The following is a 21329-nucleotide window of genomic DNA, read 5'->3' on the forward strand; positions in this document are numbered from 1 at the left end:
CCTGAGTTGTGTTTTTTTCTAACTTGTAAACGGCTGGGGGATCGCCGTCATTTCCCCGAAACCCGGTCCTCTTGTTTTTGACCCTCACCCTGGCCCTCTCCCTGGAAGGGAGAGGGAACAAATTGAGTACTCCAGGAAGGGAGAGGGAAGAGATTACGTACTGTTCTGACCTGCTGTTTTCTCCCTCGCCCCTTTGGGGAGAGGGCCGGGGTGAGGGGAGGATTTGTGCCCGATTCTTGTTTAGGCGAGAGATATCGTCACCATTAATATTTTCCTTAAGCTAAATCAAATCTTGCGGGCAAAGCCGGTTTTTGCCCCTCGTGCTTTGATTTGAAACAAAATTTAACGCTTATAGCGGTTCATCTGCTGCGTTAGTGTGATAAAAATCACATTAAGACGGCGGGGGAACTGCCGTCGACAACCCGTTTTTGATTCAGTTGAAAAGTTAGGTCGAACGTTATGGATGCGAAACCAACTCGCAGCCCCGGCGGCAAAATTGCGCTGTGGCTGTTTTATGCTTTTTGTTTGTACATCGTTTGGGCGATGGTGCGTTATTTTTGGGTCGTCAGCGGGGTGACCAGCGGCGATTTAGGCACCTTCAGCGGTAAACTCCTCGGGGCGCTGATGGGGCTGCTGGTGCTAGGCTCCGTGGCGGCGGTACTGGGCTGGATAGCGTGGTATACAAGGCCGCGTGCTTATCCTGTTCGCGCCAGGGAAAACCGAATGCGTTGAAACCAGATTGCCCGATGAGCCACCTGCCTTTGCGTGGCTCAGGCTGTATACCTTCCCGCTTTAAAACTCCCGCTGAAGCCACTTTATTTAGTTCATGTTCTTGCCTGGCATCATTTAATTTTTCTCTGCGCTGCAATGCTATTTATTCCTCATTAAAAAAGAGGGTTTATCGTATTTATATAACTGTGCGTAAAGTCACGTTTGTTATTTTTCGAACTGTCTACACTGCGGGAGGATTTATGGGGAAAACTATGCATATGTATATTGTTCGAATCATAACGTTTGTTCGCACTATGTTGTCGATGTTCGGCAGCAGGGCGCGCGTTTGGTTGAATAATAGCTGCTGGTTTAATAGCGTGAGCGAACTGGAAAAAGACGACGCCGTTTATTCTGATTCGCTGGATAACGTTTGTGCCGTAAATTGGTCCCGGCTCTGGCGTAGCGCAGGCGATCTATATCATTCACTTCGCTATTCACATTCTCCATTCTTAAAAAAAGAACATACCGCTGCGCGTCCGCGCCGTCTGGCCGTTCGTAAACGCTATGAACTTTCGTTCCTGTGCCGTATTTCCAGCCTGCATCAGCTGATGATGTGCCTTCACGCCGGTGGTGATGCCGGAGACGCCGCGATGCTGGCCGCTGTTCGTTCCCAAAGCACAATGCGCTTTTCAGCCATTGTGCTTTTTTTATTGCCGTTCTTCAGCCAGATAAGGAGTTGTTATGTATATCGTTTGTGTTGCAGCTTGCCCTACGGGCGTCGCCCATACCTACATGGCTGCGGAGGCCCTGGCCCTGGTGGGTCAGCAGCGTGGGCATGAAGTGAAAGTCGAAACGCAGGGCAGCATGGGTGTTGAAAACGAAATTACCGCCGACGATCTTGCCCGGGCCGACGCGGTTATTCTCGCCGCTGATGTGGCGATTACCGGCAAAGAACGTTTTGACGGCATGATGAAACTGGAGTGCAGCGTGGCCGATCCTATCAAGTTTGGCGAGGCCGTGTTTGAGGCGATAGAGGCGGAGATAGCACATGGCTAAATTCAGGGCTGAGGCGGGGATGTCGACCGGCAAAGAGGTCAAAAATGCCATTATGACCGGGGTGTCATGGATGCTGCCGTTTGTCATTGCCGGGGCGGTGATCATGGGCATTTCGCGCATCGGCGCCTCGCTCTACGGCATCGAGAATATCTGGGATGCCAGCCACGCCCAGGCGACGAGCATCATTGTGCAGATGCTGCATAAATTCGACGGGTTTGGCGGCCTGGCGCTGTCGCTGATGCTGCCGGTGGTCGCCGGGTATATCAGCTTCGCCATCGCCAATAAGCCAGGCCTGGCGCCGGGGATGGTGGGCGGGCTACTGGCCAGCAGTCTGGGGACCGGGTTTCTTGGGGCGCTCGCCGCTGGTTTTGTTGCGGGCTATATCGTGCGGGCGCTGGCGACCTGGGTCAAACTGCCTGCTGCGCTGGCCTCGGCCGGGCCTATTTTTATCCTGCCGGTGGGCGGCACGCTGCTGACCTGCATGGTGATGGCGTTTATTATCGGCGGCCCGCTGGCGGCGCTGAACCACGGGATGGAAACCTGGCTGCTGGCGATGTCCGGCACCAACAAAATCATCCTGGCTGCCGTTGTGGGCGGGATGGTGGGCTTTGACCTGGGCGGTCCGGTGAACAAGGCGGCGGTAACCACCGCGATGGCGCTGCTGGCCTCCGGGATTTACGACCCTAACACGGCGGCACAGGTGGCGATTATCGTCCCGCCGATTGGTCTCGGCGTCGCCACGCTCATCTGGGCTAAACGCTTCCCGGCTTCACTGCGCGAGGCGGGCAAGGCTTCGACGCTGATGGGCCTGATTGGCGTGTCCGAAGGGGCCATTCCCTTCGCGCTGGCAAATCCCAAAATTATCGTCATCAACGTGGTGGGTTCAGCCACCGGGGCAGCGCTGGCCGTCGGCCTGGGGGCGGTAAACCATGCGCCGATTTCAGGTTTTTACGGCTGGCTGGCGGTGGATAAGTGGCCCATTTATGTGCTGTCTATTGCCGCCGGGGCAGGGATTATTGCCGTGGGATCGTTATTAGTATTTCGGGGTGAAACTGCCGTTGAAAATAAACCTGCGGCAGCCGTGCCTAAATTTAAAGTAGGGCGCTAGTCGCCCGGGTAATTTATTTCAGGCTGTATGCGTTGTGCTTTCGCGGTATTTCATGCCGGGAATAGCTACGCCTTAAATTTTACTCATCAGCCGCCAATAAGGTGACGTTATGAAAACTGTGCATTTAATTCAGCACACGCACTGGGACAGAGAGTGGTATTTCACCGAGAACGACTCAAAAGCCGTGCTCTATTATTTTATGCTGGATTTAATCACCCGGCTGGAGCAGGACAAAACGCTGGGGCCGTTTATTTTAGATGGACAGACGGTGATGCTGGAGGATTTTTTACAGGTGGCGCCAGACCACCGGGCGCGCCTGCAAAAATTGATTACCGACGGGCGGGTACTGATTGGCCCGTGGTACACACAAAGCGACTTCCTGGTCGTCGGTGCGGAGTCGATAACCCGCAATTTGCTGCTTGGGCTGGCGGATTGCAACGTCTGGGGGAGCTATATGCCGGTGGGCTATGTGCCTGACTCTTTCGGGCAAAGTGCGCAGCTACCGATGTTTCTGAGCGAGTTCGCCATCGACAGCGCGGTGCTCTGGCGCGGGTGGAGCGAACATGATGCGCCGACCAGCGAATTTAACTGGCAGGCGCAGGGCGGACAGCAGGTGCTCACCGCCGTGCTTCCCTGGGGCTACGGCTGCGCGAAGTGGCTGCCCACGGTATCGCAGGCGCTGGCTGAGAAATTACCGCAGATCCTGGAAAAACAGGGGCGCTTTTCCGCCACGAATCATCTGCTGCTCCCCAACGGTAACGATCAGTCGCCGTTCGAATATGCGGTGCCTGATGCGCTGGAAAAACTGAACGCCAGCCAGAGCGAATATCATTTCAGGCGCAGCAGCTTTAGCGATTTCTTCGCCGGCCTGCGAGAGAGCGCACGCACTCTGCCTCTCTTGCGTGGCGAGCTACTCAGCCCTAAATACATGCGTATTCATCGCGGTATTTTTTCTACCCGAATGGACATCAAGCAGCTTAATGCCTCGCTGGAACAGTTTGTCAGCCAGACGCTGGAGCCCTTGCTGGCGATCAACTGGCGGCTCGGGCTGCCTTACCCGCAACAGGCGGTGGAGCACATCTGGCGGGAAGCGATGAAATCTCACGCCCACGATAGCATTGGCGGCTGTAATTCAGACCGGGTTAACCAAATGGTGAAGGGGCGTTTGCAGTCCGGCAAAGAGAGCGCCGAACAGTTGTTTGACCTGAACATGAAAATGCTTGTGGAAGGGATTGAGGCGAGCCAGCACGGGAAAAAAATTGTGGTCTTTAACCCGCTGCCCGCGCGGCGTGATACGCAGGTGAGCCTCACGCTTTATACCCCGGAAGAGGACTTCCGCATCGTGGATGGCGAGGGCAATCCGTGCCGCTGGCAGCTGTTGCACGAAGAGCCGCAGGACATGTCGCTGGTGGTGCAGGAGCTCTCCAACAGCACCACAACCACCTGGTATCGTAAATGCCATATTTTGCTGGAGGCAAAGGCGCTGCCGGCCTGCGGGTATCAAACCTTTTACTTACAGGAAGGAAACGCCGCCGGGTTCGATATCGCTGCGAGGGAGAGCGATTGCCTGGAAAACGCCTGGCTGCGGCTGGAAAACAACGCCGGAGAGCTCACGCTGACCGATAAACGCACGGGCGAAGTCTACCCGCACATTCTGCGGCTGGTCGACGGCGAAGATGCCGGAGACAACTATAACTATTCGCCCCCGGCGACTGACTGGAAGATGAGCAGCGAAGGCTGCCTGCAGCAGGCCATGCTTACGCGCGGCGTGCTCAAAGACACCCTGCAGCTAACGCTGCACATTCCTGCCCCGGCTGATGCCGATGCACGCCAGGCCAGGCGGACTGATGCCCGGCTGGACGCGGTGATGACAATTTCCCTGCCGCACGATAGCGCCTGGCTGGATGTTGCGGTTGAAGTTAACAACACGCTGCGCGACCACCGTTTGCAGATTGAACTGCCGACAGGCGTACGCCAGGCGACCCATTTTGCCGATCAGCCTTTTGGCCTGATCGAACGTGAAAATGTGCCTCGCGCGCTTGAGGTCTGGCAGCAGGAAAGCTGGACGGAAGCGCCCGCCTCGCTGTGGCCAATGCAGAGCCTGGTGATGATGCATCACGCGCAGCGCGGTCTTGGCGTGGTGACCGCCGGGCTGCGGGAGTACGAAATTCCCGTTGGGCAGCCGGATACGCTGGCGATTACCCTGTTCCGCAGCGTGGGCTGGCTGGGGAGGCCCGCGCTCGAATGGCGGCCCGGGCGGGCATCCGGCATGATTCTGCCTTCCCCCGACTCACAAATACCTGGCCGCCACGCCTTTCATTTTGCCGTTATGCCAATGGACAACGGGCAAAGTCCGGCGTTCTGGCAGGCCGTCGAGCAGTGGCGCACCCCGGCATCAGGCTACCTGGACTCTGGCTGGTCGCGGTTTCGCACCAATCCCCACGGAAAAATCTTCCCACCGCACTTCAGCGTATTGCGCTGGGAGAGCGCCCTGCATTTCAGCACCCTGAAAAAAGCACAAAACGCAGAGGCGTTAGTGCTCAGGGGCTGGAACCCAGGCCTGACGGCACTGGACAACCTTCCCCCAACGGCAAACGGGACGTTGCAGCAGGTCACGCTGGCGGAAATACCGGCCACGCCAACGGACTCCATAGCAGCAGGCACGCCGGTTTCCTGGCTCATTCGTTCATTTGAATAAGGCGCTATCCATATGCAGACAGTGTTATTTCGTTGCCCGCTGGTGAACGGGCTGCACGCCAGGCCAGCCAGCGCCCTTGAACGGCAGGCTTCCCGCTTTATGTCCTCGGTGACGTTAGTGAACCAGACTAAATCCCGCCGGGGTGATGCCAAGAGCGTCCTGGCCCTGGTTGGCGTGGATGTGGCCGGGGGCGATGAGTGCCAGCTACTGATAGAAGGGCCGGACGAGCAGATAGCCCGGCAGGCGCTCGGCCATTTTATTGAACATGAATTCACGCAGAGTGACTCGCCGCTGGCGGCTGCCGTTGAAGAGGCGCAACCGCTGCCGGTGTTCCTGTCCCGAAGCGCATCCCCTGTCTGGCAGGGGAAGGGCGTTAGTCCAGGGGTGGCGCTGGCACGGGCCGTTTTTGTTGAGCAGATCGATCTCCACGCGATGGCGCTGCGGCACGATGAGGAACCTTTTCCCCTGCAGCAACAGCGGCTGAACGTCGCCCTGCAGGCTGCGCGGCAGCGTTTACGGGAAGAAATCAGCCAGCAAGCGGATGAGGTGGCGCAGATTCTGGATGCGCAACGTCAGCTGCTGGAAGATGAAACCGTTGAAGAGTGCCTGCTGGACGAGCATGACGCCCGCAATACCCTGGCCGCGCTGGCAAAAGCGGTGGACGTACTGCGGGAGCCTTTCCGGCAAAGCGACAGTGAATACCTGCGCCAGCGGGAATTGGATATTTTTGACCTGGGGCTACGCATTGCGGCCGAACTGACCGGCGACCCGCGGCTGGGGCTGCCCCGGCTGGATAAAGACGCGCTGGTGATTGGCGATGGCGTGCTGACGCCGGGTCAGCTGCTCATGCTGCGAGGGCCATTTCTGCGGGGAATTGTGATGCCGACAGGCGGCGAAACATCCCATACTGTCATCCTCGCCCGGGCGTTGGCGACGCCGCTATTGTGCCTGGCCTCGACCAGGCCGCTGTTTGCCGCGGGGGCGGGACAATACTTATTGGGCGCCGGGCACGGGTTTGTGCTGGCAGCGCCTGATGATGTGGCGCTGCGCTGGTATGAACTTGAGTGCAAAAAGCTTGCCGCTGAGCCAAAGGGCGAGGAAACGGATATGTTCAGCCCGGCGCTGGTGTTTCTGGATGAAAAACTTAGCGATAAGCACGAGGTGATTAAACGGCTGACGGACAATCTTGAAGTGCAGAGGCGGGCGGTCTCCGCGACGCTTGCCGAACAGGCTATCTGGCAGCGCGAAGCGGTCTTTACCACCGCGCTGGGCTTTTCCATCGCCATTCCGCACTGTAAGTCTGCCGCGATCTCCCGCAGCAGTATTTCCGTCCTGCGGCTGGCAGATCCGCTGGATTGGGGAGACGGCGCGGCGGTGCGGCTGGTGATTATGCTGACGCTCAGCGAACAGGAACAGGCTCAGCATATGCGGATATTCTCAGTTTTGGCCCGAAGGCTGATGCATGAATCCTTCCGCGAGAAGCTGCTGGCCGCGGCGACGGCGCAGGCCGTGGTGGATGTGTTCCGCGAGGAAGTCATAATCTTGTCATAAATCTGGTTATACTCAGACTGGCGCTTTTCACGAGAAGGGGAGTACGTGTATGCCGATAGCCCGCTGGCAGCAGCAGTTTGAGAACTATTTGATTGAGAACTGGGCGCAGGATGACAAAGCCCATGACGTGGCGCATTTTCGGCGCGTATGGAAAACCGCCCAGCATATTATGGCCGGGACGGAGGCGGACAGGCTGGTGGTGCTGACCGCCTGCTATTTCCACGACGTTGTTAACCTACCCAAGAACCATCCGGAGCGCCATCTGGCCTCCACGCAGGCCGCGCAGGAGACGCTGCGTATTCTGGACACGCACTTCCCGGACTTTCCCCGCGAGCTGTATGACGATGTAGCCCATGCGGTGCGGGCCCACAGTTTCAGCGCGGCGATTGCACCGCAGACGCTGGAAGCGAAAGTGGTGCAGGATGCGGACAGGCTGGAGTCGCTGGGGGCGATAGGCCTGGCGCGGGTGTTTTATGTCTCCGGCGCGCTGGGGCGCTCGCTGTTTGACAGCGACGATCCGCTGGCCGAGCACCGGGAACTGGACGATACCTTATATTCGGTGGACCATTTTCAGAGAAAGCTTCTGCGTCTGCCGGAGTCAATGCAAACCGAAGCCGGGCGCGCGCTGGCGCGGCACAATGCGGATTTCCTCGTCGGCTATATGGCAAAACTGTGCGCCGAGCTGAAAGGCGACTATCTGCGGGTGGACGAGCAGGTTCTGCAGCGTTTTAAATCACAGGCTTAATCCCTCCGGCCCGCATTTCTGCGGGCTGTTTTCATTCTTTCTGGGTCAAATCAGTGATACAGTTTCACTCCCTTTTCCCATTTTTGGTTCACGATGAACGATCTTGACGCGATAGCAGAACACCTCTCCCTTCAGGCGCAGCGCCACAAACAAACTCAGCAAGAAGAAGACAGGGCGCTGGTCAGCCGTTTACTGGAAATCTACGATCAAAAAACCGTTGCCCTGCGCCTGCGCCAGGTCGGCGGCGACTGGACGCGCGAGTCCCTGAATCGTTGGTATAACGGCAAGTCGGCTCCCCGGGGCTTAACCGAAGTGGAAGTGCAGATGCTGCAAAGTATGCTGCCGTCGCCGCCGGCGCATCACGGGCGCTATGCTTTTCGTTTTATCGACCTGTTCGCCGGGATAGGCGGGATCCGCAGCGGCTTTGAGGCCATCGGCGGCCAGTGCGTGTTTACCAGTGAATGGAACAAATACGCGGTGAGGACCTACAAAGCAAACTGGTACTGCGACCCGACGCAGCACCAGTTCAATGAAGACATCCGCGACGTGACGCTCAGCAACCGTGGCGACGTCACGGACGAGCAGGCGACGGCCCACATCCAGTCCACGTTGCCCGATCATGATGTGCTGCTGGCCGGTTTCCCCTGTCAGCCGTTTTCGCTGGCTGGCGTGTCGAAGAAAAATGCCCTTGGGCGCGCGCACGGTTTTGCCTGTGAAACGCAGGGCACGTTGTTCTTCGATGTGGCGCGGATCATTGCCGCCAAGCGTCCCCCGGTTTTTGTGCTGGAGAACGTTAAGAACCTGAAGAGTCACGATAAAGGCAATACGTTCCGCATTATCATGCAGACCCTGGACGAGCTGGGTTACGACGTAGCCGATGCTGCGGTTTCCGGGCGTGACGACCCTAAAATTGTCGACGGTAAGAATTTCCTGCCGCAGCACCGGGAGCGCATTGTGCTGGTCGGCACGCGCCGCGATCTGAATCTGGATTCCACGGTGACGCTGACGACGCTGAGCGAGTTCTATCCGGCTCGCCGCCCGACCTTTGGCGAGCTGCTGGACGATGAGGTTGACGCGAAATATGTGCTGACCCCAACGCTGTGGAAATACCTCTATAACTACGCGAAGAAGCATCAGGCCAAGGGCAACGGCTTTGGTTACGGCCTGGTTGACCCGAAGAACCCGGCAAGCGTAGCGAGAACGCTGTCGGCCCGTTATTTCAAAGATGGCGCGGAGATTCTGGTCGATCGCGGCTGGGATAAGGCGCTGGGCGAAGCTGATTTTAACCAGCCTGATAACCAGTTGAACAGGCCGCGTCGCCTGACGCCGCGCGAATGCGCCAGGCTGATGGGGTTTGAGTCGCCGAACGGGAAAGCGTTCCGCATTCCGGTGTCCGACACCCAGGCCTATCGGCAGTTCGGCAACTCCGTAGTGGTACCGGCGTTTGCCGCAGTGGCAAAGCTGCTGGAGCCGGTGATTAAACAAGCGGTGAAAAAGCGCTAAGCGGAGAGAGAAATGGCGGATGTGCACAGCCAAGCAATACGCAGTAAAAACATGCGGGCGATTGTCACGCGTGACACCGCCATTGAAAAACGCCTCGCCGGGCTGCTGGCAGAATGCGGGTTTAGCTTTCGCACGCAGGATGCCGCGCTGCCCGGCAAACCAGATTTTGTGGTGGATGAATACCGCAGCGTGATCTTCACCCACGGCTGTTTCTGGCATCATCACGACTGCCATCTGTTTAAAGTCCCGGCCACCCGCACCGAGTTCTGGATGGAAAAGATAGGCCGCAACGTTGTTCGGGATAAGCGAGACACAGCGCTTTTGCTGGCGCAGGGCTGGCGAGTTTTAATTGTCTGGGAATGCGCACTGCGCGGCCGCGAGAAAATGCAGGATCGGGCGCTGTGCGAACGGTTAGAAGAGTGGATTTGCAGCGGTGGGCGTAGCGCGGAAATTAACGCGACCGGAATTCATCAGCGACACGACAGCGGCCAGCAGGGGCTGGCCGCGGACTAGCTATTTTTCTACTTCACACGCCTCAACCACCGGTTTGGCCGGAAACAGGTATTTACCCAGCGTGACCAGCACCACGGCAAAAATAATGATCCCCAGCGCCAGCCATTCAATCGCCGACAGGCTTTCCCCCGCAAAGGTGGTGCCCAGCAGCACGGCCACAACCGGGTTGACGTAGGCATAGCTGGTGGCCACCGCCGGGGAGACATTTCGAATCAGATACATATAGGCGCTGATGGAGATCATCGAGCCAAACAGCGCGAGATAGCCCAGCGCCAGCCAGCCGGAGGTGTCCGGCATCGTTGTCAGCCGTTCGCCGGTGAGCGCCGCGAGGCTGAGCGCCACAATCCCGGCTGCCAGCATTTCCACCGCGCCGGCCATCATGCCCTCGGGCAGTTCGATGCGCGATCCGTAAACCGACCCAAACGCCCAGCTCAGGGAGCCAATCAAAATTAAAACAGCGCCGAAGGGGTTACCGCTGAGATTGCCGCCGCTGTTCAGCAGCACAATACCCGCGAGACCAATGGCAATGCCGAGCCACTCCAGTTTGCGCGTTTTGATGCCAAACAGACGGCTGAAGCAGAGGGTGAACAGCGGTACGGTGGCGACCATCACGGCGGCAATGCCGGAAGGGACGTGCTGGTGCTCGGCCACCGTGACGCAGCCGTTGCCCACGGCCAACAGAAGCACGCCGATCAGGGCGGCATTAAGCGTCGGGCGCAGTTTTGGCAGCTTGTGGCCACGAAGCAGCAGAATACCCATCAGCAGCGAGCCAGCAAGCATAAAGCGCGTTCCGGCGAGGATAAACGGCGGCCAGCTTTTCACCCCGATAGCCAGCGCTAAATAGGTTGAACCCCAAATAATGTACAACGCAAACAGCGCCGCAATCAGCGGCACTAATTGACCAGAACGAGCTCGCATAATCCCTCACCAGACACCAATTTCAGGCCGACAGTTAACGCCAAAAGTGGACGGATAGCGAGCATTTTACTTGTTGATGTAATGTTAATTTTAATTGACAAGGGCGGCGATTTTTCGCGGCGCGCATTTTGCTTCATACTCTTGGGTATCGACATTAATAAGGACAGATATTTTGGCTGGAAGTAGCTTACTCACATTGCTCGACGACATTGCCACGCTGCTGGATGACATTTCCGTTATGGGCAAACTCGCGGCAAAAAAAACGGCAGGGGTCCTGGGCGATGACCTCTCACTGAATGCTCAGCAGGTTTCTGGCCTGCGTGCGAATCGGGAACTGCCCGTCGTCTGGAGCGTGGCAAAGGGATCGTTTCTCAATAAGCTTATCCTGGTGCCGTTGGCGCTGATTATCAGCGCCTTTGCGCCCTGGGCAATCACGCCGCTGTTGATGGTGGGCGGGGCGTTTCTCTGTTTTGAAGGCGTGGAAAAAGTGCTGCACAGCCTGCAGGCGAGAAAGCACAAAGAAAGCCCGGAGGAAAAACAGGCGAGGCTGGAGGCCGTTGCCGCCCAGGACCCGATGGCTTTTGAAAAAGATAAGGTAAAAGGGGCGGTGCGCACGGACTTTATTCTTTCGGCGGAAATCGTCGCCATTACGCTCGGCATCGTGGCGGAGGCGCCACTGTTAAATCAGGTGCTAATCCTCGCCGGGATAGCCATTCTGGTGACCATCGGCGTGTATGGCCTGGTCGGGATGATCGTAAAAATTGACGATTTAGGATACTGGCTGGCGGATAAACGCGCGGCGCTGGCTCAGGCGGTGGGGAAAGGATTGCTTATTCTCGCGCCGTGGCTGATGAAAGCGCTCACGGTAGTCGGGACGCTGGCGATGTTCCTTGTGGGCGGCGGTATCCTGGTGCATGGCGTGCCGGTGCTTCACCACGGGATTGAGCAATGGATGGGGCAGTTTGGCGGCGTGGTGGAGCTTGTCGGTCCGACGCTTGCCAATTTGGTGCTCGGCTTTATTACGGGCGGCGTTGTGCTGCTTGCGGTCAATGGCATAAATCACCTCCGGAGCAGCGCTTCGCATTCAGGTTAGAAAGAAAATTGTGCTTTTAGCCAGGAAAAAACGCTGACCATTGGCTATACCTTTAGAGGTTTTCACCCCTAATGCCGGAGGCGGCTATGGTTTATGTGGTCAGCGATAAAGTCCGGCGTAAAAACGGTGGTCCGAGCATGATTGTGACGGGTTATGCTAGTGGCATGGTGGAGTGCCGTTGGTACGACGGATACGGCGTAAAGCGTGAGGCGTTTCGTGAGGATGACCTTGCGCCAGCCGAAACCAGAGAACATCAGCAGGCGTGATGTTTCTGGTTCTAACGGAACCCGGCTATGCCGGGTTTTTTTATCATACGATAAGGCGCTGTTCTGCAGGCCAGCTTCGACAAAGCGCTGTTGCGGTGGCAAAATCCGTAAAGACTTCATTCTTCCAGGGTTTTTCGGAAGGAACTGACAACCGCGGCCCGGGTCGCCCGCCAGGGAGAATCCCCCTTGATCGGTAATGCATTTGAGCGGTTTTTAAGCCGCTATAAAAGACCGCAGCGGGTGGTAAACCTCTGTTTTGTCGTTGTGTTTCTATGCTCAACGTTACTGACCTGGCGTGAAGTGGCCGTGCTGGAATCCGCCTATATTTCTAGCCAGCGCAACAGTCTCGACAGCATCGCCACCGCGCTGGACCGGCAGCTGCAGCACAGCGTTGATAACCTGCTGTTTTATCGCAATGCCATGCACTATGCCTTGCAGTCTCCTATCTCCACCGATATTTCACGTCAGGTGCTGGCGGATTTCGCCGTGCAGCGCACGCAGCCATACTGGCAATTAAAGCTGGATCTTAATCGCGGAATGCCGATTAACGGCGTTTCTGACGAGTTTGTCAGCCACAGTCACGTACTCGACCGGGATGAGCGCTGGCTTTATCCGGAGCTGGAGGCGGCGCTGGAGTTCAGCTACATCATGCAGCTTGCCGATGACAAGCGAGATCTGCAAAGACGCGTGTTTTATGCCTCCAGAGCGGGTTTCTTTCTTTCCAGTACGCCGCCGGAAAACGATCCGGGCCTGGTGTCGCTCTATTATCGGCTCATTGCCCAGCCCTATTTTGGCGCTCAGTCGCCGCAAAATAACCCTGGCCGTGGCCTTCAGTGGATGCATACCTACAATCCAGACACCCCAAATGGGCAGATCATTACAGCCTCGGTGCCGCTGGATCTTAATCAGCGCTGGTACGGCGTACTGGCGATGGATTTTCCTGTCAGCGGGATGCATGCATTCCTTCAGGAGCTGTCTCACGATCGCTACGAAGGCACCGTGATGCTGTTTGACAGCCATTTCTCGCTCATTGCCACCGCGGCTGACAGCGCGCCGCTGGCGCCGGTGTTTAACGCAAAACAGCAGGCCGAGATTGCGCGCTCCATGGAAAGTGGAGAAGAGGGAGAGCTGCGGATGGACAGCCGCTTTGTGACGTGGGCGAAGCTGATGAATTTTGACGGCGTGCTGATCAAAGTGCATACCCTGGGCGAGGGCGTGCAGGGGGAATTTGGTCGAATCAGCATTGTACTGACGCTGCTCTGGCTGCTCTTTACGCTGATGTTGTTCATCTCCTGGCGGGTTATCCGACGGCTGGTCAGCAATATGTTGACGCTGCAGCAAACGCTGAGCTGGCGGGCAAATTACGATACCCTGACCCGACTCTATAATCGTGGTGCTTTCTTCGATATCGCGCACGGCATGGCGCAGGACTGCCAGCGTCAGGAGAAACCGTTCTCTGTTATCCAGATGGATCTCGATTTCTTTAAAGGCATTAACGATCGCTACGGGCATTACGCTGGCGACAAAGTGCTGTCGCATGCCGCCGCGCTGCTCGCTTCTTCCCTGCGGGAAGAGGATATTGCCGGGCGCGTGGGTGGGGAAGAGTTCTGCGTGCTGCTGCCGGGCACGAAGCTTCCGGAAGCGGCAGCCGTCGCCGAGCGAATTCGGCACCGCATCAATACTAAAGAGCTGCTTTTACAGGCCGGACAGACCCTCAAAATCAGCGCCTCGTTTGGCGTAAGCTGCGCCCATGAGCGCCACGATTATGACTTTGAACACCTGCAGTCTATTGCCGACCGGCGGTTGTACAAGGCGAAGCAGAACGGACGCAACCAGGTTTGCACCCAGGACTGATTTTCCCGTCGGGCGTGGCCGCTATATCATATAAGCGTTGCTGATGTTTTATTCGCTTATCGAAGAGGGCGCTCGCTAAAGCAGGCGTAATGTTTTTGTCACATGATGGTCGGCGTTATCGGGCATAATTGCCGATCTCAGTTCTGGTTAAATCGGTGAAAACAGAAAAGTAAATTTAGGATAAATCTTAATTTTTTCAGGATGAAAATGCTCACTGGATGCGAATCTCAGACTTAAAAAAACGATTTTACAAGGCATTGGAATCAAATTCATTGCGTCAATGGGTGTGGCCTTAGGCATTCTTGAAAAGAATATATCCTTGTATTCAATAAAATTTAAGGTAATGTGGTCAACACATCAGATTTCCTGATGTAACGAATTTCAAGTGCTTCTTGCTTCAGCAAGTTTTCATCCCGGCTCCCCGGCCGGGATGCTTTTCTTAGCGGTTAATTTCATTCACGCTAAAATCCCGAATATCCAGCTCAAAAGCATCCGCCAGTTCCTTGTAGCTATGCCAGTCTCTCCCATCCACGCTCACTCGCTGCGGGTGCTCATCGTTGCTGGCGTGCCGGATATCGCTTTCGCTAATTTCATTGATGGCGGCAAGCAGTGCGTCAACATCCACTTCCGTTGTCTGATGCGCCGCGCTGCCGCTGATTTTCACGGTCTTCATCACTTTGCCCTCGCTGACTACCACCCTTAAGTATAGTCGTTTCAGATAATCTGCCAGCCGGCCCGGAGTAAGGGCGTTTAAGGGTTTTTTGATCTACAATGGCAAGCAATATCTCTGGAGGAAATAACCATGAAAATCAATGATCGGGTGACCGTTAAAACCGATGGCGGCCCCCGGCGTTCGGGCGTCGTTCTGGCGGTGGAGCCGTTTAACGAAGGGACGATGTATCTTGTGTCGCTGGAGGATTATCCGCTGGGGATCTGGTTCTTCAATGAATCAGGCCATCCGGACGGGATTTTTGTGGAGCGCGAGGAGTAGGGTAAAGGGTGTATGACCCTCATCCCGGCCCTCTCCCCGGAAGGGAGAGGGGGAAATCTATCAGGTGAACGCTGGGCTGTTCCCTCGCCTTCGGGGAAAGGGGGAGGGGCAATCTTTACACCACGCTGGGCACAATAATCGCCGCAAAAATCACCGTAATCACCGAATATTTCATCGCGTAATACAGTTTCCGGTTTCTCTTCTTCAGGTTTTGCCCGCTGTCGCGCAGCGCATGAACATACTTGAAAATGCGGTTCAGCCCGCCGGTACGGTCGCTGTCGCTGTTTGGCGAGCTGGCGGCTGACATCAGCGTGGTGCCTACCCAATGGTTCACAGCCTGAGCCCAGCGCCATTTCATCGGGCGTTCAATGTCGCAGAACAGAATGATACGCGTCTGTTCGCTCTTGTTTTCCGCCCAGTGCACATAGGTTTCGTCAAAAATCACGGCTTCACCGTCGCGCCAGCTGTGGCGCTGTCTATCCACTTCGATAAAACAGCGGTCGTCGTTGGGCGTGGCAAGGCCAAGATGGTAGCGCACCGATCCGGCATACGGGTCCCGGTGCTTGCCGAGGTACGATCCTGCCGGGAGTTCGGCGAACATCGCCGCTTTAACGGAGGGGATTTCACTGACCAGCTGGGTGGTGATCGGGCAAAGCTCATGCGCTGACGGATGCGCATCGCTGTACCACTTCAGGTAAAAACGCTTCCAGCCCCGTTTAAAGAACGTGTTAAACCCCGCATCATTGTGGCTTTCTGCCGCTTTGATATGACCCTGCAGGCGTAACGCTTCGTCACGAATGACTTCCCAGTTATCCGTCAGTTTTTGCAGTTCAGGAAAGTCACTGGTTGGAAAATAAGGCTGTTTAGGCGGCAGGCGTGAGAAACGCGTCATAAACATATTGACCGGGGCCATAAAGGTCGAGTGGTCAAAAAGCTGGCGGGAAAACTTCTGTTTTTCGACACCGCGGGAATGAGCGTAGAAGACGCTGATAATAAAAACGCCAAGAATGATAACGGCTACCATAGCAATAAATCTCTCCATGAATACTTGTGCGACGTAAGTCTAGTGAGATTTTTCTGTTTTTTTTAGCAAAGGTTGCGGTTTTGTTACAGGAAAGAGTGTCGTTTAACTTGTATTTAATCTCTGACGGGCGTCAGAGATTAAATACTGCGGCCAAAGCGGCGTAGGGATGCAGCGGAAGTAAGCTACCGGAGGTTAACAAAAATACCGTTGGTGACGTTGTCGGTCAGGCGAACTACATGATATATCACCTGCTTGTTATGGGTCTTGATTTTGCGTTTAATATTTCCTTTATGCGACGAAACGGTTTTTGCCTTGATGTTCATTTGATCAGAGATTTGAATCGTTCCCTGCCCGGACATCCACATTTTTAACATGCTGGACTCTGTGCGACTAAGAGAAAGTGTCGGCAAATTAATATGTCCAATACATTGTGCATTTTTTGCTAAGTATTCAGCTAAAATATCGTCTAAAGATTCTGGCTTGATGGATTTCGAACTGATCAGCAGATTTTCTCTGACCAGAAGATATTCATCAAAGTGAATATTAGCAATTGCCATAAAGACTAAAAATAGCGTCCCTGGGTGTTGATTAATGATCTGCTTAATTCTCTGACTACTTTCCGGGTCATGAATAAAACAGTCTTCGTTAATAAACACCACGCTGGGTGTCTGCGACTGGCATGCCTGTGCCAGCTGTTCTACCGTTTCTACATCTGCAATATGCCGTTTTCTAACCCCGCGGCTGGCTAAGTAGCCGACAAGCCCCAGCCGGGTATAGCTGCATAAGTCCATAATAATCGTTGACATAGCAAACCCTCACTAAGCGCGTTATACCCGTAATAATCAGGAGCGCAGATTGAAAGCTGTACTGGTTTTGTACCGCGAGTGACAATGTCAGTCCCAGGGCAAAGCCAGTCCGCCGCATTTTCCGCAGTTCTAATTATTTATGGGTAACCATTATTAATAATTTAAAAGGCGAAATCACTATCCCGGAAAGTTGCCTATAATTTGCCAGGAATGTTCTTAAAGTAAAGTGAATGTTGCGTATTGTGAGCAAGGTAAAAACTTATATTCCGCGCCAGATATATCTTGGCGGATGTTATTAACATATTTTTTTAGGAATATCCTCAGAGAGGCATCATGGAAATTAAGGGTATTAATTTGTGGGAATTTCACTGACTATATCCGCGAGCAGATCAAAAATCTCGCCGAATAAATGTTCGGTAAAGGGGGCGATAAGCGGCATCATTACCATAAAAATGAGCATGCCGATAGATAAGGTGACGGGGAAACCGATAACAAATACCGATAGCTGGGGAGCCATACGATTTAACAGACCTAGTGCAACGTTAAGCGTCAGTAACAACGTGATTAACGGCAGGGCCAGCATCAGGCCGTTGAGAAAGATCAGGCCGCCCGCCCGGGTCAGCGCCATAAATGCGTTGCTGTTGATCGGTTCTCCGCCGATGGGCAGGGTATGAAAAGTATCGACCAGCATCGAAATAAGCCATAAATGGCCGTTAAAGGTCAGGAACAGCAGCATCGCCAGAATATCAAGAAAACGAGCCAGAACCGGCATATTGAGGCGGCTGCCGGGATCGAAGAAGGTTGCGAACGAAAGTCCCATTTGCAGGCCCACAATTTCCCCGGCGGTACGCACGGCAGCAAAAGCGAACTGCATCGTAAATCCCAGCGCCACACCGATAAGAATTTGTTGTATTGCCAGCCAGAAACCCGCGGCGGAAAAAATCGTCACGCCGGTTGCAGGCAGGGAAGGTGCGATGATGAAGGTGATCATCAGCCCGAGACCAAGCTTAACCCGCTTGGGAATCGAGCGCTCGCTCAGAATGGGGGCGGTCATGATCAGCGCCAGCACGCGCAGCAGCGGCCAGAAATAGAGACTCAGCCAGTTAAGCCACTGGGTGCTGTCAACGTGGATCATCCAATGGTGTTCGGCAGATTAGTCAGCAGGGAACGCATGTAATCTAGCAGCAGGTTAAGCATCCACGGCCCGGCAATGACAATAGTCACAAATACGGCCAGAATTTTTGGAATAAACGACAGCGTCATTTCGTTGATCTGCGTGGCCGCCTGCAGCAGGCTAATGACCAGGCCGCTTATCAGCGCCACCAGCAGCAGCGGTGCCGCAAGGGCAAGGGCCACCTTCATCGCTTCGGTGCCCATCATCATGACCGATTCTGGCGTCATTTTCTTTCTCCGCTAGCTGTAAAAACTTTGCGCCAATGAACCCACCAACAGCTGCCAGCCGTCGACCAGCACGAAAAGCATCAGCTTAAAGGGCAGGGCAATTGTCGCGGGGGGAACCATCATCATCCCGAGCGCCATCAGGACGCTGGCGATCACGAGGTCGATAATCAGGAATGGAATAAATACGGTAAAACCAATCTGGAACGCGGTTTTCAGCTCGCTGGTGACATAGGCAGGCAGCAGAATACGCATCGGCACGGCTTCCGGTCCCTGCAGCGGCTGGGTATTCGCGAGGCGTGCGAACAGCGCCAGATCGGCTTCACGGGTCTGGCGGAGCATAAATTCGCGCAGCGGCTGAGCGCCTTTATCCATCGCCACTTCCATCGAGATCTTGTCTTCGCTGAAGGGCTGGTAAGCGTCGGTATAAATTTTGTCGAACACCGGCGACATAATAAAAAAGGTCAAAAATAGCGCCAGGCCGACCAGCACCTGGTTAGGCGGCGCGGACGGCGTGCCCAGGGCGTTACGCAGCAGGCCAAAAACGATAATGATGCGCGTAAAGCTGGTCATCATCAGCAAAATGGCCGGCAGGAAGGTCAGGGAGGTAATAAAGACCAGCGTCTGCACCGGCAGGGACCAGCTCTGCCCGCCGTTGGCAAGGGGCTGGCTTATCAGGCCCGGTAATTGCGCAAAGGCAGCCGCAGGGAGGAGCAGAAATAGGCCCGGTAACGAGAGCGTCAGCAAACGTTTCATCAATCTTTCCCGTTACGTTTAAGCAGGTTCTTCATCAGTTTCTGGAAATCGGTAGGCGCAGGGGCTTTTTCAACAGCATCCGTGACCGGCGCAGGAGGCAGCGTGTGCAGGTGCGTGATTTGGCTGGCGGTGACGCCGAGGACCAGACGAGCGTCCTCGACGTCCACCACCACCACGCGCTCGCGCGGGCCTACGCTCACGCTGGCGCTAATGTTCAGCGACTTCTTTGCGCCGACGCCCGCTCCGTGAAAACCAAAGCGCTTTGCCAGCCACGCGGCCACCAGAATAAAAATAACAATACCGGCCAACGCTCCGCTGACCTGTACAAGCGGCGAGCTGGCGTTGACGCTGGGCTGAGTGACGGTGGCCTGGGTTGTCATTTAGCGGCTCAGGCGACGCATACGTTCTGATGGGGTGATGATGTCGGTGATACGCACGCCGTATTTGTCGGCGACGACAACCACTTCCCCTTGAGCAATGAGATAACCGTTGATCAGAATATCCAGCGGCTCGCCGGCCAGCCCGTCAAGTGCCACCACGGAACCCTGCGTCAGGCGCAGCAGCTCTTTGATGGTCATGCGGGTACGGCCCAGTTCAACGGTCAGCTTGACCGGAATGTCCATGATCAGGTCGATATCCTGCACGTTACCGGCAATGTCATTGCCTTCCAGCGCGCGGAATACGTTATCCGCGGTACTTTTCCCGGAACTTTTCTGCTCGTTTAACGCATCAGCCCACAGATCGTCCACTGAGCCTGCATTGTCATCGGACGGTTGATTAATATCACTCATTTGGGCTGTTCCTCATTCAGCGAATTCAATATCGGGTTGATCAAATGTTCTACGCGCAGGGCATACTGGCCGTTAATGGTGCCGTACTGGCTGGTCAGAACCGGTACGCCGTCCACGTGCGCGATAATACGATCTGGCTTTTCGATGGGCAGCACATCGCCAGGTTTCAGTTTTAGGATTTGGGATAACCGCAGCGGGATATCGGCGAAATTCGCCACCAATTCCAGCTCGGAATGCTGCACCTGGCGCACCAGGGTGTCGCGCCAGCTTTGATCTTCCTGACGGGAGTTCTCCAGCGGAGGGTTCACCAGCAGCTCGCGCAGCGGTTCAATCATGCTGAACGGCAGGCAGATGTTGAACTCCCCGGTCAGGTTGCCAATTTCGACGTGGAACGGGGTGTTAACCACGATGTCGTTAGGCGACGTGGTGATATTGGTAAATTTGACCTGCATTTCTGAACGAACGTATTCCACGTCCAGCGGATAAATTGCCTTCCACGCGTCGCTGTAGGATTCCAGCGCCAGCTTCAGCATGCGGTTGATCACGCGCTGTTCGGTGTGGGTAAACTCCCGGCCTTCCACTTTCGTTGGGAAGCGACCATCCCCGCCAAACAGGTTATCTACCGCAATAAACACCAGGCTGGGTGAAAACACGAACAGCCCGGTGCCGCGCAGCGGCTTCAGGTGAATCAGGTTCAGGTTCGTTGGCACCGGCAGGTTGCGGGCAAACTCGTGGTACGGCTGGATACGGATGGCCCCGACGGTGATGTCCGGGCTACGACGCAACAGGTTAAACAGCCCCATACGGAACTGACGAGAAAAACGCTCGTTAATAATTTCCAGCGCCTGTAGGCGCTCGCGCACTACGCGACGCTGGGTATTCGGGTCATAGGGACGAATATCGGATTCGCCCGGCGCCCCGGCCTTCGGCTCGTCGCTATTCTCACTGTCGCCGTTTAACAGCGCATCAATTTCGGCCTGAGAAAGAATACTGTCGCCCATGGACTTACCGCAAAATAAAGGCGGTATACAGCACGTCGCTGACTACCTGTTGAGGTTGCCCGGCGACCAGAGGCGGCGCCAGAGTAGTTTTAATCGCTTCCACCAGCTTCTGCTTGCCGGCATCGGTGGCAAGCTGATTGGCGTCCTGGCGAGAGAACAGCAGCAACAGACGGCTGCGGACTTCCGGCAGGAATTCGCTCAGGCGCTGGCGGGTCGCTTCATCTTTCAAACGCAGCGTGACGCCGATGTACAACACGCGATCCGCATCACCCAGATTGACGGTAAACGTATCCAGAGCGAAGAACACTGGCGCAGGCGGTGGCTCAGGCGTTTTTGCCTGGGCTGTGGCTGGCGTTTGCTGCATGCGCCAGTAGCTATAGCCTGCGGTGGCGCACGCGGCGAGTGTGATAAGAACCAGTATCGGCACCCAGATGGCGCGTTTACGGCCTTTCGTGATAGCGGTATCAGTCATTGAACGCTTTATTCCTGTATCGGTACTGCTGAATAGCAATTATCCCGTGTCTCCGGGCGGTCAAAGCCCGGAAA

General features: G+C 55.6%; 23 protein-coding genes. 12 read left to right on the forward strand and 11 right to left on the reverse strand.

Going from position 1 to position 21329, the window contains the following annotated elements:
* Positions 1-459 precede the first annotated feature (459 nt).
* From drpB to F3J29_RS03630, 8 genes are all read left to right on the forward strand, one after another.
* Entirely contained in the window at positions 460-732 is a 273-nt protein-coding gene (drpB, locus tag F3J29_RS03595; protein WP_166863092.1) for a cell division protein DrpB, read from the forward strand.
* A 720-nt stretch (positions 733-1452) separates the two neighbouring features.
* Complete coding sequence (locus F3J29_RS03600) at positions 1453-1767, forward strand: PTS fructose transporter subunit IIB (protein ID WP_166863094.1); 315 nt, start codon at positions 1453-1455, stop codon at positions 1765-1767.
* Positions 1760-2875: a PTS fructose transporter subunit IIC gene (locus F3J29_RS03605; RefSeq protein WP_166863096.1), complete on the forward strand. Its 1116-nt coding sequence runs from the start codon at positions 1760-1762 to the stop codon at positions 2873-2875. The genes F3J29_RS03600 and F3J29_RS03605 overlap by 8 nt, the downstream gene beginning before the upstream one ends.
* A gap of 109 nt (positions 2876-2984) precedes the next feature.
* Positions 2985-5573, forward strand: a complete 2589-nt coding sequence (locus tag F3J29_RS03610) for a glycoside hydrolase family 38 N-terminal domain-containing protein (RefSeq protein ID WP_166863099.1) — start codon at positions 2985-2987, stop codon at positions 5571-5573.
* Positions 5574-5585: 12 nt separating this feature from the next.
* Positions 5586-7124: a fructose PTS transporter subunit IIA gene (locus F3J29_RS03615; RefSeq protein WP_166863101.1), complete on the forward strand. Its 1539-nt coding sequence runs from the start codon at positions 5586-5588 to the stop codon at positions 7122-7124.
* A 49-nt stretch (positions 7125-7173) separates the two neighbouring features.
* A complete protein-coding gene (locus tag F3J29_RS03620; RefSeq protein ID WP_166863103.1) occupies positions 7174-7869 on the forward strand; it encodes a phosphohydrolase in 696 nt (231 codons plus the stop codon).
* A gap of 93 nt (positions 7870-7962) precedes the next feature.
* Positions 7963-9372 carry a DNA cytosine methyltransferase gene (locus F3J29_RS03625; RefSeq protein ID WP_166863106.1) on the forward strand — a complete coding sequence of 470 codons (1410 nt, stop codon included), beginning with the start codon at positions 7963-7965 and terminating at the stop codon, positions 9370-9372.
* 12 nt (positions 9373-9384) lie between these two features.
* Positions 9385-9885, forward strand: a complete 501-nt coding sequence (locus F3J29_RS03630) for a very short patch repair endonuclease (RefSeq protein WP_166863108.1) — start codon at positions 9385-9387, stop codon at positions 9883-9885.
* Here the strand turns inward: F3J29_RS03630 and yedA are convergent, their stop codons facing one another.
* Positions 9886-10803 (reverse strand): drug/metabolite exporter YedA, encoded by a 918-nt coding sequence (gene yedA, locus F3J29_RS03635; protein WP_166863110.1) that lies wholly within the window; start codon positions 10801-10803, stop codon positions 9886-9888.
* A gap of 169 nt (positions 10804-10972) precedes the next feature.
* Here yedA and F3J29_RS03640 point away from each other — a divergent pair, with 169 nt between their 5' ends.
* The 3 genes from F3J29_RS03640 to dgcQ all read left to right on the forward strand — a co-directional run bounded on the left by F3J29_RS03640 (position 10973) and on the right by dgcQ (position 14016).
* Positions 10973-11896 (forward strand): DUF808 domain-containing protein, encoded by a 924-nt coding sequence (locus F3J29_RS03640; protein WP_166864906.1) that lies wholly within the window; start codon positions 10973-10975, stop codon positions 11894-11896.
* 86 nt (positions 11897-11982) lie between these two features.
* Positions 11983-12162, forward strand: a complete 180-nt coding sequence (locus F3J29_RS03645) for a YodC family protein (RefSeq protein ID WP_166864908.1) — start codon at positions 11983-11985, stop codon at positions 12160-12162.
* Positions 12163-12348: 186 nt separating this feature from the next.
* The gene (gene dgcQ / locus F3J29_RS03650) at positions 12349-14016 is read left to right on the forward strand and encodes a cellulose biosynthesis regulator diguanylate cyclase DgcQ (RefSeq protein ID WP_166863112.1); all 1668 of its coding nucleotides are present in this window, start codon (positions 12349-12351) and stop codon (positions 14014-14016) included.
* A gap of 439 nt (positions 14017-14455) precedes the next feature.
* Here dgcQ and yodD read toward each other — a convergent pair whose 3' ends face one another.
* The gene (yodD, locus tag F3J29_RS03655; protein WP_166863114.1) at positions 14456-14689 is read right to left on the reverse strand and encodes a YodD family peroxide/acid resistance protein; all 234 of its coding nucleotides are present in this window, start codon (positions 14687-14689) and stop codon (positions 14456-14458) included.
* Positions 14690-14818: 129 nt separating this feature from the next.
* Between yodD and dsrB the strand changes: the two genes are divergently transcribed.
* The gene (gene dsrB, locus F3J29_RS03660) at positions 14819-15007 is read left to right on the forward strand and encodes a protein DsrB (protein WP_166863116.1); all 189 of its coding nucleotides are present in this window, start codon (positions 14819-14821) and stop codon (positions 15005-15007) included.
* A gap of 115 nt (positions 15008-15122) precedes the next feature.
* Here dsrB and lpxO read toward each other — a convergent pair whose 3' ends face one another.
* The 9 genes from lpxO to fliL all read right to left on the reverse strand — a co-directional run bounded on the left by lpxO (position 15123) and on the right by fliL (position 21255).
* On the reverse strand, positions 15123-16031 hold the full coding sequence (gene lpxO / locus F3J29_RS03665; RefSeq protein WP_166863118.1) for a lipid A hydroxylase LpxO: 909 nt from the start codon (positions 16029-16031) through the stop codon (positions 15123-15125).
* A 182-nt stretch (positions 16032-16213) separates the two neighbouring features.
* Entirely contained in the window at positions 16214-16837 is a 624-nt protein-coding gene (gene rcsA, locus F3J29_RS03670; RefSeq protein WP_166863120.1) for a transcriptional regulator RcsA, read from the reverse strand.
* A 349-nt stretch (positions 16838-17186) separates the two neighbouring features.
* Positions 17187-17972 carry a flagellar biosynthetic protein FliR gene (fliR, locus tag F3J29_RS03675; RefSeq protein ID WP_166863122.1) on the reverse strand — a complete coding sequence of 262 codons (786 nt, stop codon included), beginning with the start codon at positions 17970-17972 and terminating at the stop codon, positions 17187-17189.
* Entirely contained in the window at positions 17969-18238 is a 270-nt protein-coding gene (fliQ, locus tag F3J29_RS03680) for a flagellar biosynthesis protein FliQ (protein ID WP_008458124.1), read from the reverse strand. Before fliQ ends, fliR begins: the two co-directional genes overlap by 4 nt.
* Before the next feature lie 12 nt (positions 18239-18250).
* Positions 18251-18991: a flagellar type III secretion system pore protein FliP gene (fliP, locus tag F3J29_RS03685; protein ID WP_008458126.1), complete on the reverse strand. Its 741-nt coding sequence runs from the start codon at positions 18989-18991 to the stop codon at positions 18251-18253.
* The gene (gene fliO, locus F3J29_RS03690) at positions 18991-19371 is read right to left on the reverse strand and encodes a flagellar biosynthetic protein FliO (RefSeq protein WP_166863124.1); all 381 of its coding nucleotides are present in this window, start codon (positions 19369-19371) and stop codon (positions 18991-18993) included. The genes fliP and fliO overlap by 1 nt, the downstream gene beginning before the upstream one ends.
* Positions 19372-19782 carry a flagellar motor switch protein FliN gene (gene fliN / locus F3J29_RS03695; RefSeq protein ID WP_008458131.1) on the reverse strand — a complete coding sequence of 137 codons (411 nt, stop codon included), beginning with the start codon at positions 19780-19782 and terminating at the stop codon, positions 19372-19374.
* The gene (gene fliM, locus F3J29_RS03700; protein WP_166863126.1) at positions 19779-20783 is read right to left on the reverse strand and encodes a flagellar motor switch protein FliM; all 1005 of its coding nucleotides are present in this window, start codon (positions 20781-20783) and stop codon (positions 19779-19781) included. Before fliM ends, fliN begins: the two co-directional genes overlap by 4 nt.
* 4 nt (positions 20784-20787) lie before the next feature.
* Positions 20788-21255: a flagellar basal body-associated protein FliL gene (gene fliL / locus F3J29_RS03705; RefSeq protein ID WP_008458135.1), complete on the reverse strand. Its 468-nt coding sequence runs from the start codon at positions 21253-21255 to the stop codon at positions 20788-20790.
* Between the last annotated feature and the right edge of the window lie 74 nt (positions 21256-21329).

Origin of the sequence: Enterobacter sp. Cy-643 (genome assembly GCF_011752815.1) — a bacterium.
GTDB lineage: Bacteria > Pseudomonadota > Gammaproteobacteria > Enterobacterales > Enterobacteriaceae > Cedecea.

Excerpts from the sequence above, each read along its gene's own strand:
- fliP (WP_008458126.1), bottom strand. The coding sequence starts at position 18,991 with ATGAAACGTTTGCTGACGCTCTCGTTACCGGGCCTATTTCTGCTCCTC.
- F3J29_RS03610 (WP_166863099.1), top strand. The coding sequence starts at position 2,985 with ATGAAAACTGTGCATTTAATTCAGCACACGCACTGGGACAGAGAGTGG.
- F3J29_RS03615 (WP_166863101.1), top strand. The coding sequence starts at position 5,586 with ATGCAGACAGTGTTATTTCGTTGCCCGCTGGTGAACGGGCTGCACGCC.
- yodD (WP_166863114.1), bottom strand. The coding sequence starts at position 14,689 with ATGAAGACCGTGAAAATCAGCGGCAGCGCGGCGCATCAGACAACGGAA.
- F3J29_RS03645 (WP_166864908.1), top strand. The coding sequence starts at position 11,983 with ATGGTTTATGTGGTCAGCGATAAAGTCCGGCGTAAAAACGGTGGTCCG.
- F3J29_RS03625 (WP_166863106.1), top strand. The coding sequence starts at position 7,963 with ATGAACGATCTTGACGCGATAGCAGAACACCTCTCCCTTCAGGCGCAG.
- fliM (WP_166863126.1), bottom strand. The coding sequence starts at position 20,783 with ATGGGCGACAGTATTCTTTCTCAGGCCGAAATTGATGCGCTGTTAAAC.
- dsrB (WP_166863116.1), top strand. The coding sequence starts at position 14,819 with ATGAAAATCAATGATCGGGTGACCGTTAAAACCGATGGCGGCCCCCGG.
- fliQ (WP_008458124.1), bottom strand. The coding sequence starts at position 18,238 with ATGACGCCAGAATCGGTCATGATGATGGGCACCGAAGCGATGAAGGTG.
- drpB (WP_166863092.1), top strand. The coding sequence starts at position 460 with ATGGATGCGAAACCAACTCGCAGCCCCGGCGGCAAAATTGCGCTGTGG.
- fliN (WP_008458131.1), bottom strand. The coding sequence starts at position 19,782 with ATGAGTGATATTAATCAACCGTCCGATGACAATGCAGGCTCAGTGGAC.
- F3J29_RS03630 (WP_166863108.1), top strand. The coding sequence starts at position 9,385 with ATGGCGGATGTGCACAGCCAAGCAATACGCAGTAAAAACATGCGGGCG.
- fliL (WP_008458135.1), bottom strand. The coding sequence starts at position 21,255 with ATGACTGATACCGCTATCACGAAAGGCCGTAAACGCGCCATCTGGGTG.
- F3J29_RS03620 (WP_166863103.1), top strand. The coding sequence starts at position 7,174 with ATGCCGATAGCCCGCTGGCAGCAGCAGTTTGAGAACTATTTGATTGAG.
- yedA (WP_166863110.1), bottom strand. The coding sequence starts at position 10,803 with ATGCGAGCTCGTTCTGGTCAATTAGTGCCGCTGATTGCGGCGCTGTTT.
- fliR (WP_166863122.1), bottom strand. The coding sequence starts at position 17,972 with ATGATCCACGTTGACAGCACCCAGTGGCTTAACTGGCTGAGTCTCTAT.
- F3J29_RS03600 (WP_166863094.1), top strand. The coding sequence starts at position 1,453 with ATGTATATCGTTTGTGTTGCAGCTTGCCCTACGGGCGTCGCCCATACC.
- rcsA (WP_166863120.1), bottom strand. The coding sequence starts at position 16,837 with ATGTCAACGATTATTATGGACTTATGCAGCTATACCCGGCTGGGGCTT.
- F3J29_RS03605 (WP_166863096.1), top strand. The coding sequence starts at position 1,760 with ATGGCTAAATTCAGGGCTGAGGCGGGGATGTCGACCGGCAAAGAGGTC.
- fliO (WP_166863124.1), bottom strand. The coding sequence starts at position 19,371 with ATGACAACCCAGGCCACCGTCACTCAGCCCAGCGTCAACGCCAGCTCG.
- lpxO (WP_166863118.1), bottom strand. The coding sequence starts at position 16,031 with ATGGTAGCCGTTATCATTCTTGGCGTTTTTATTATCAGCGTCTTCTAC.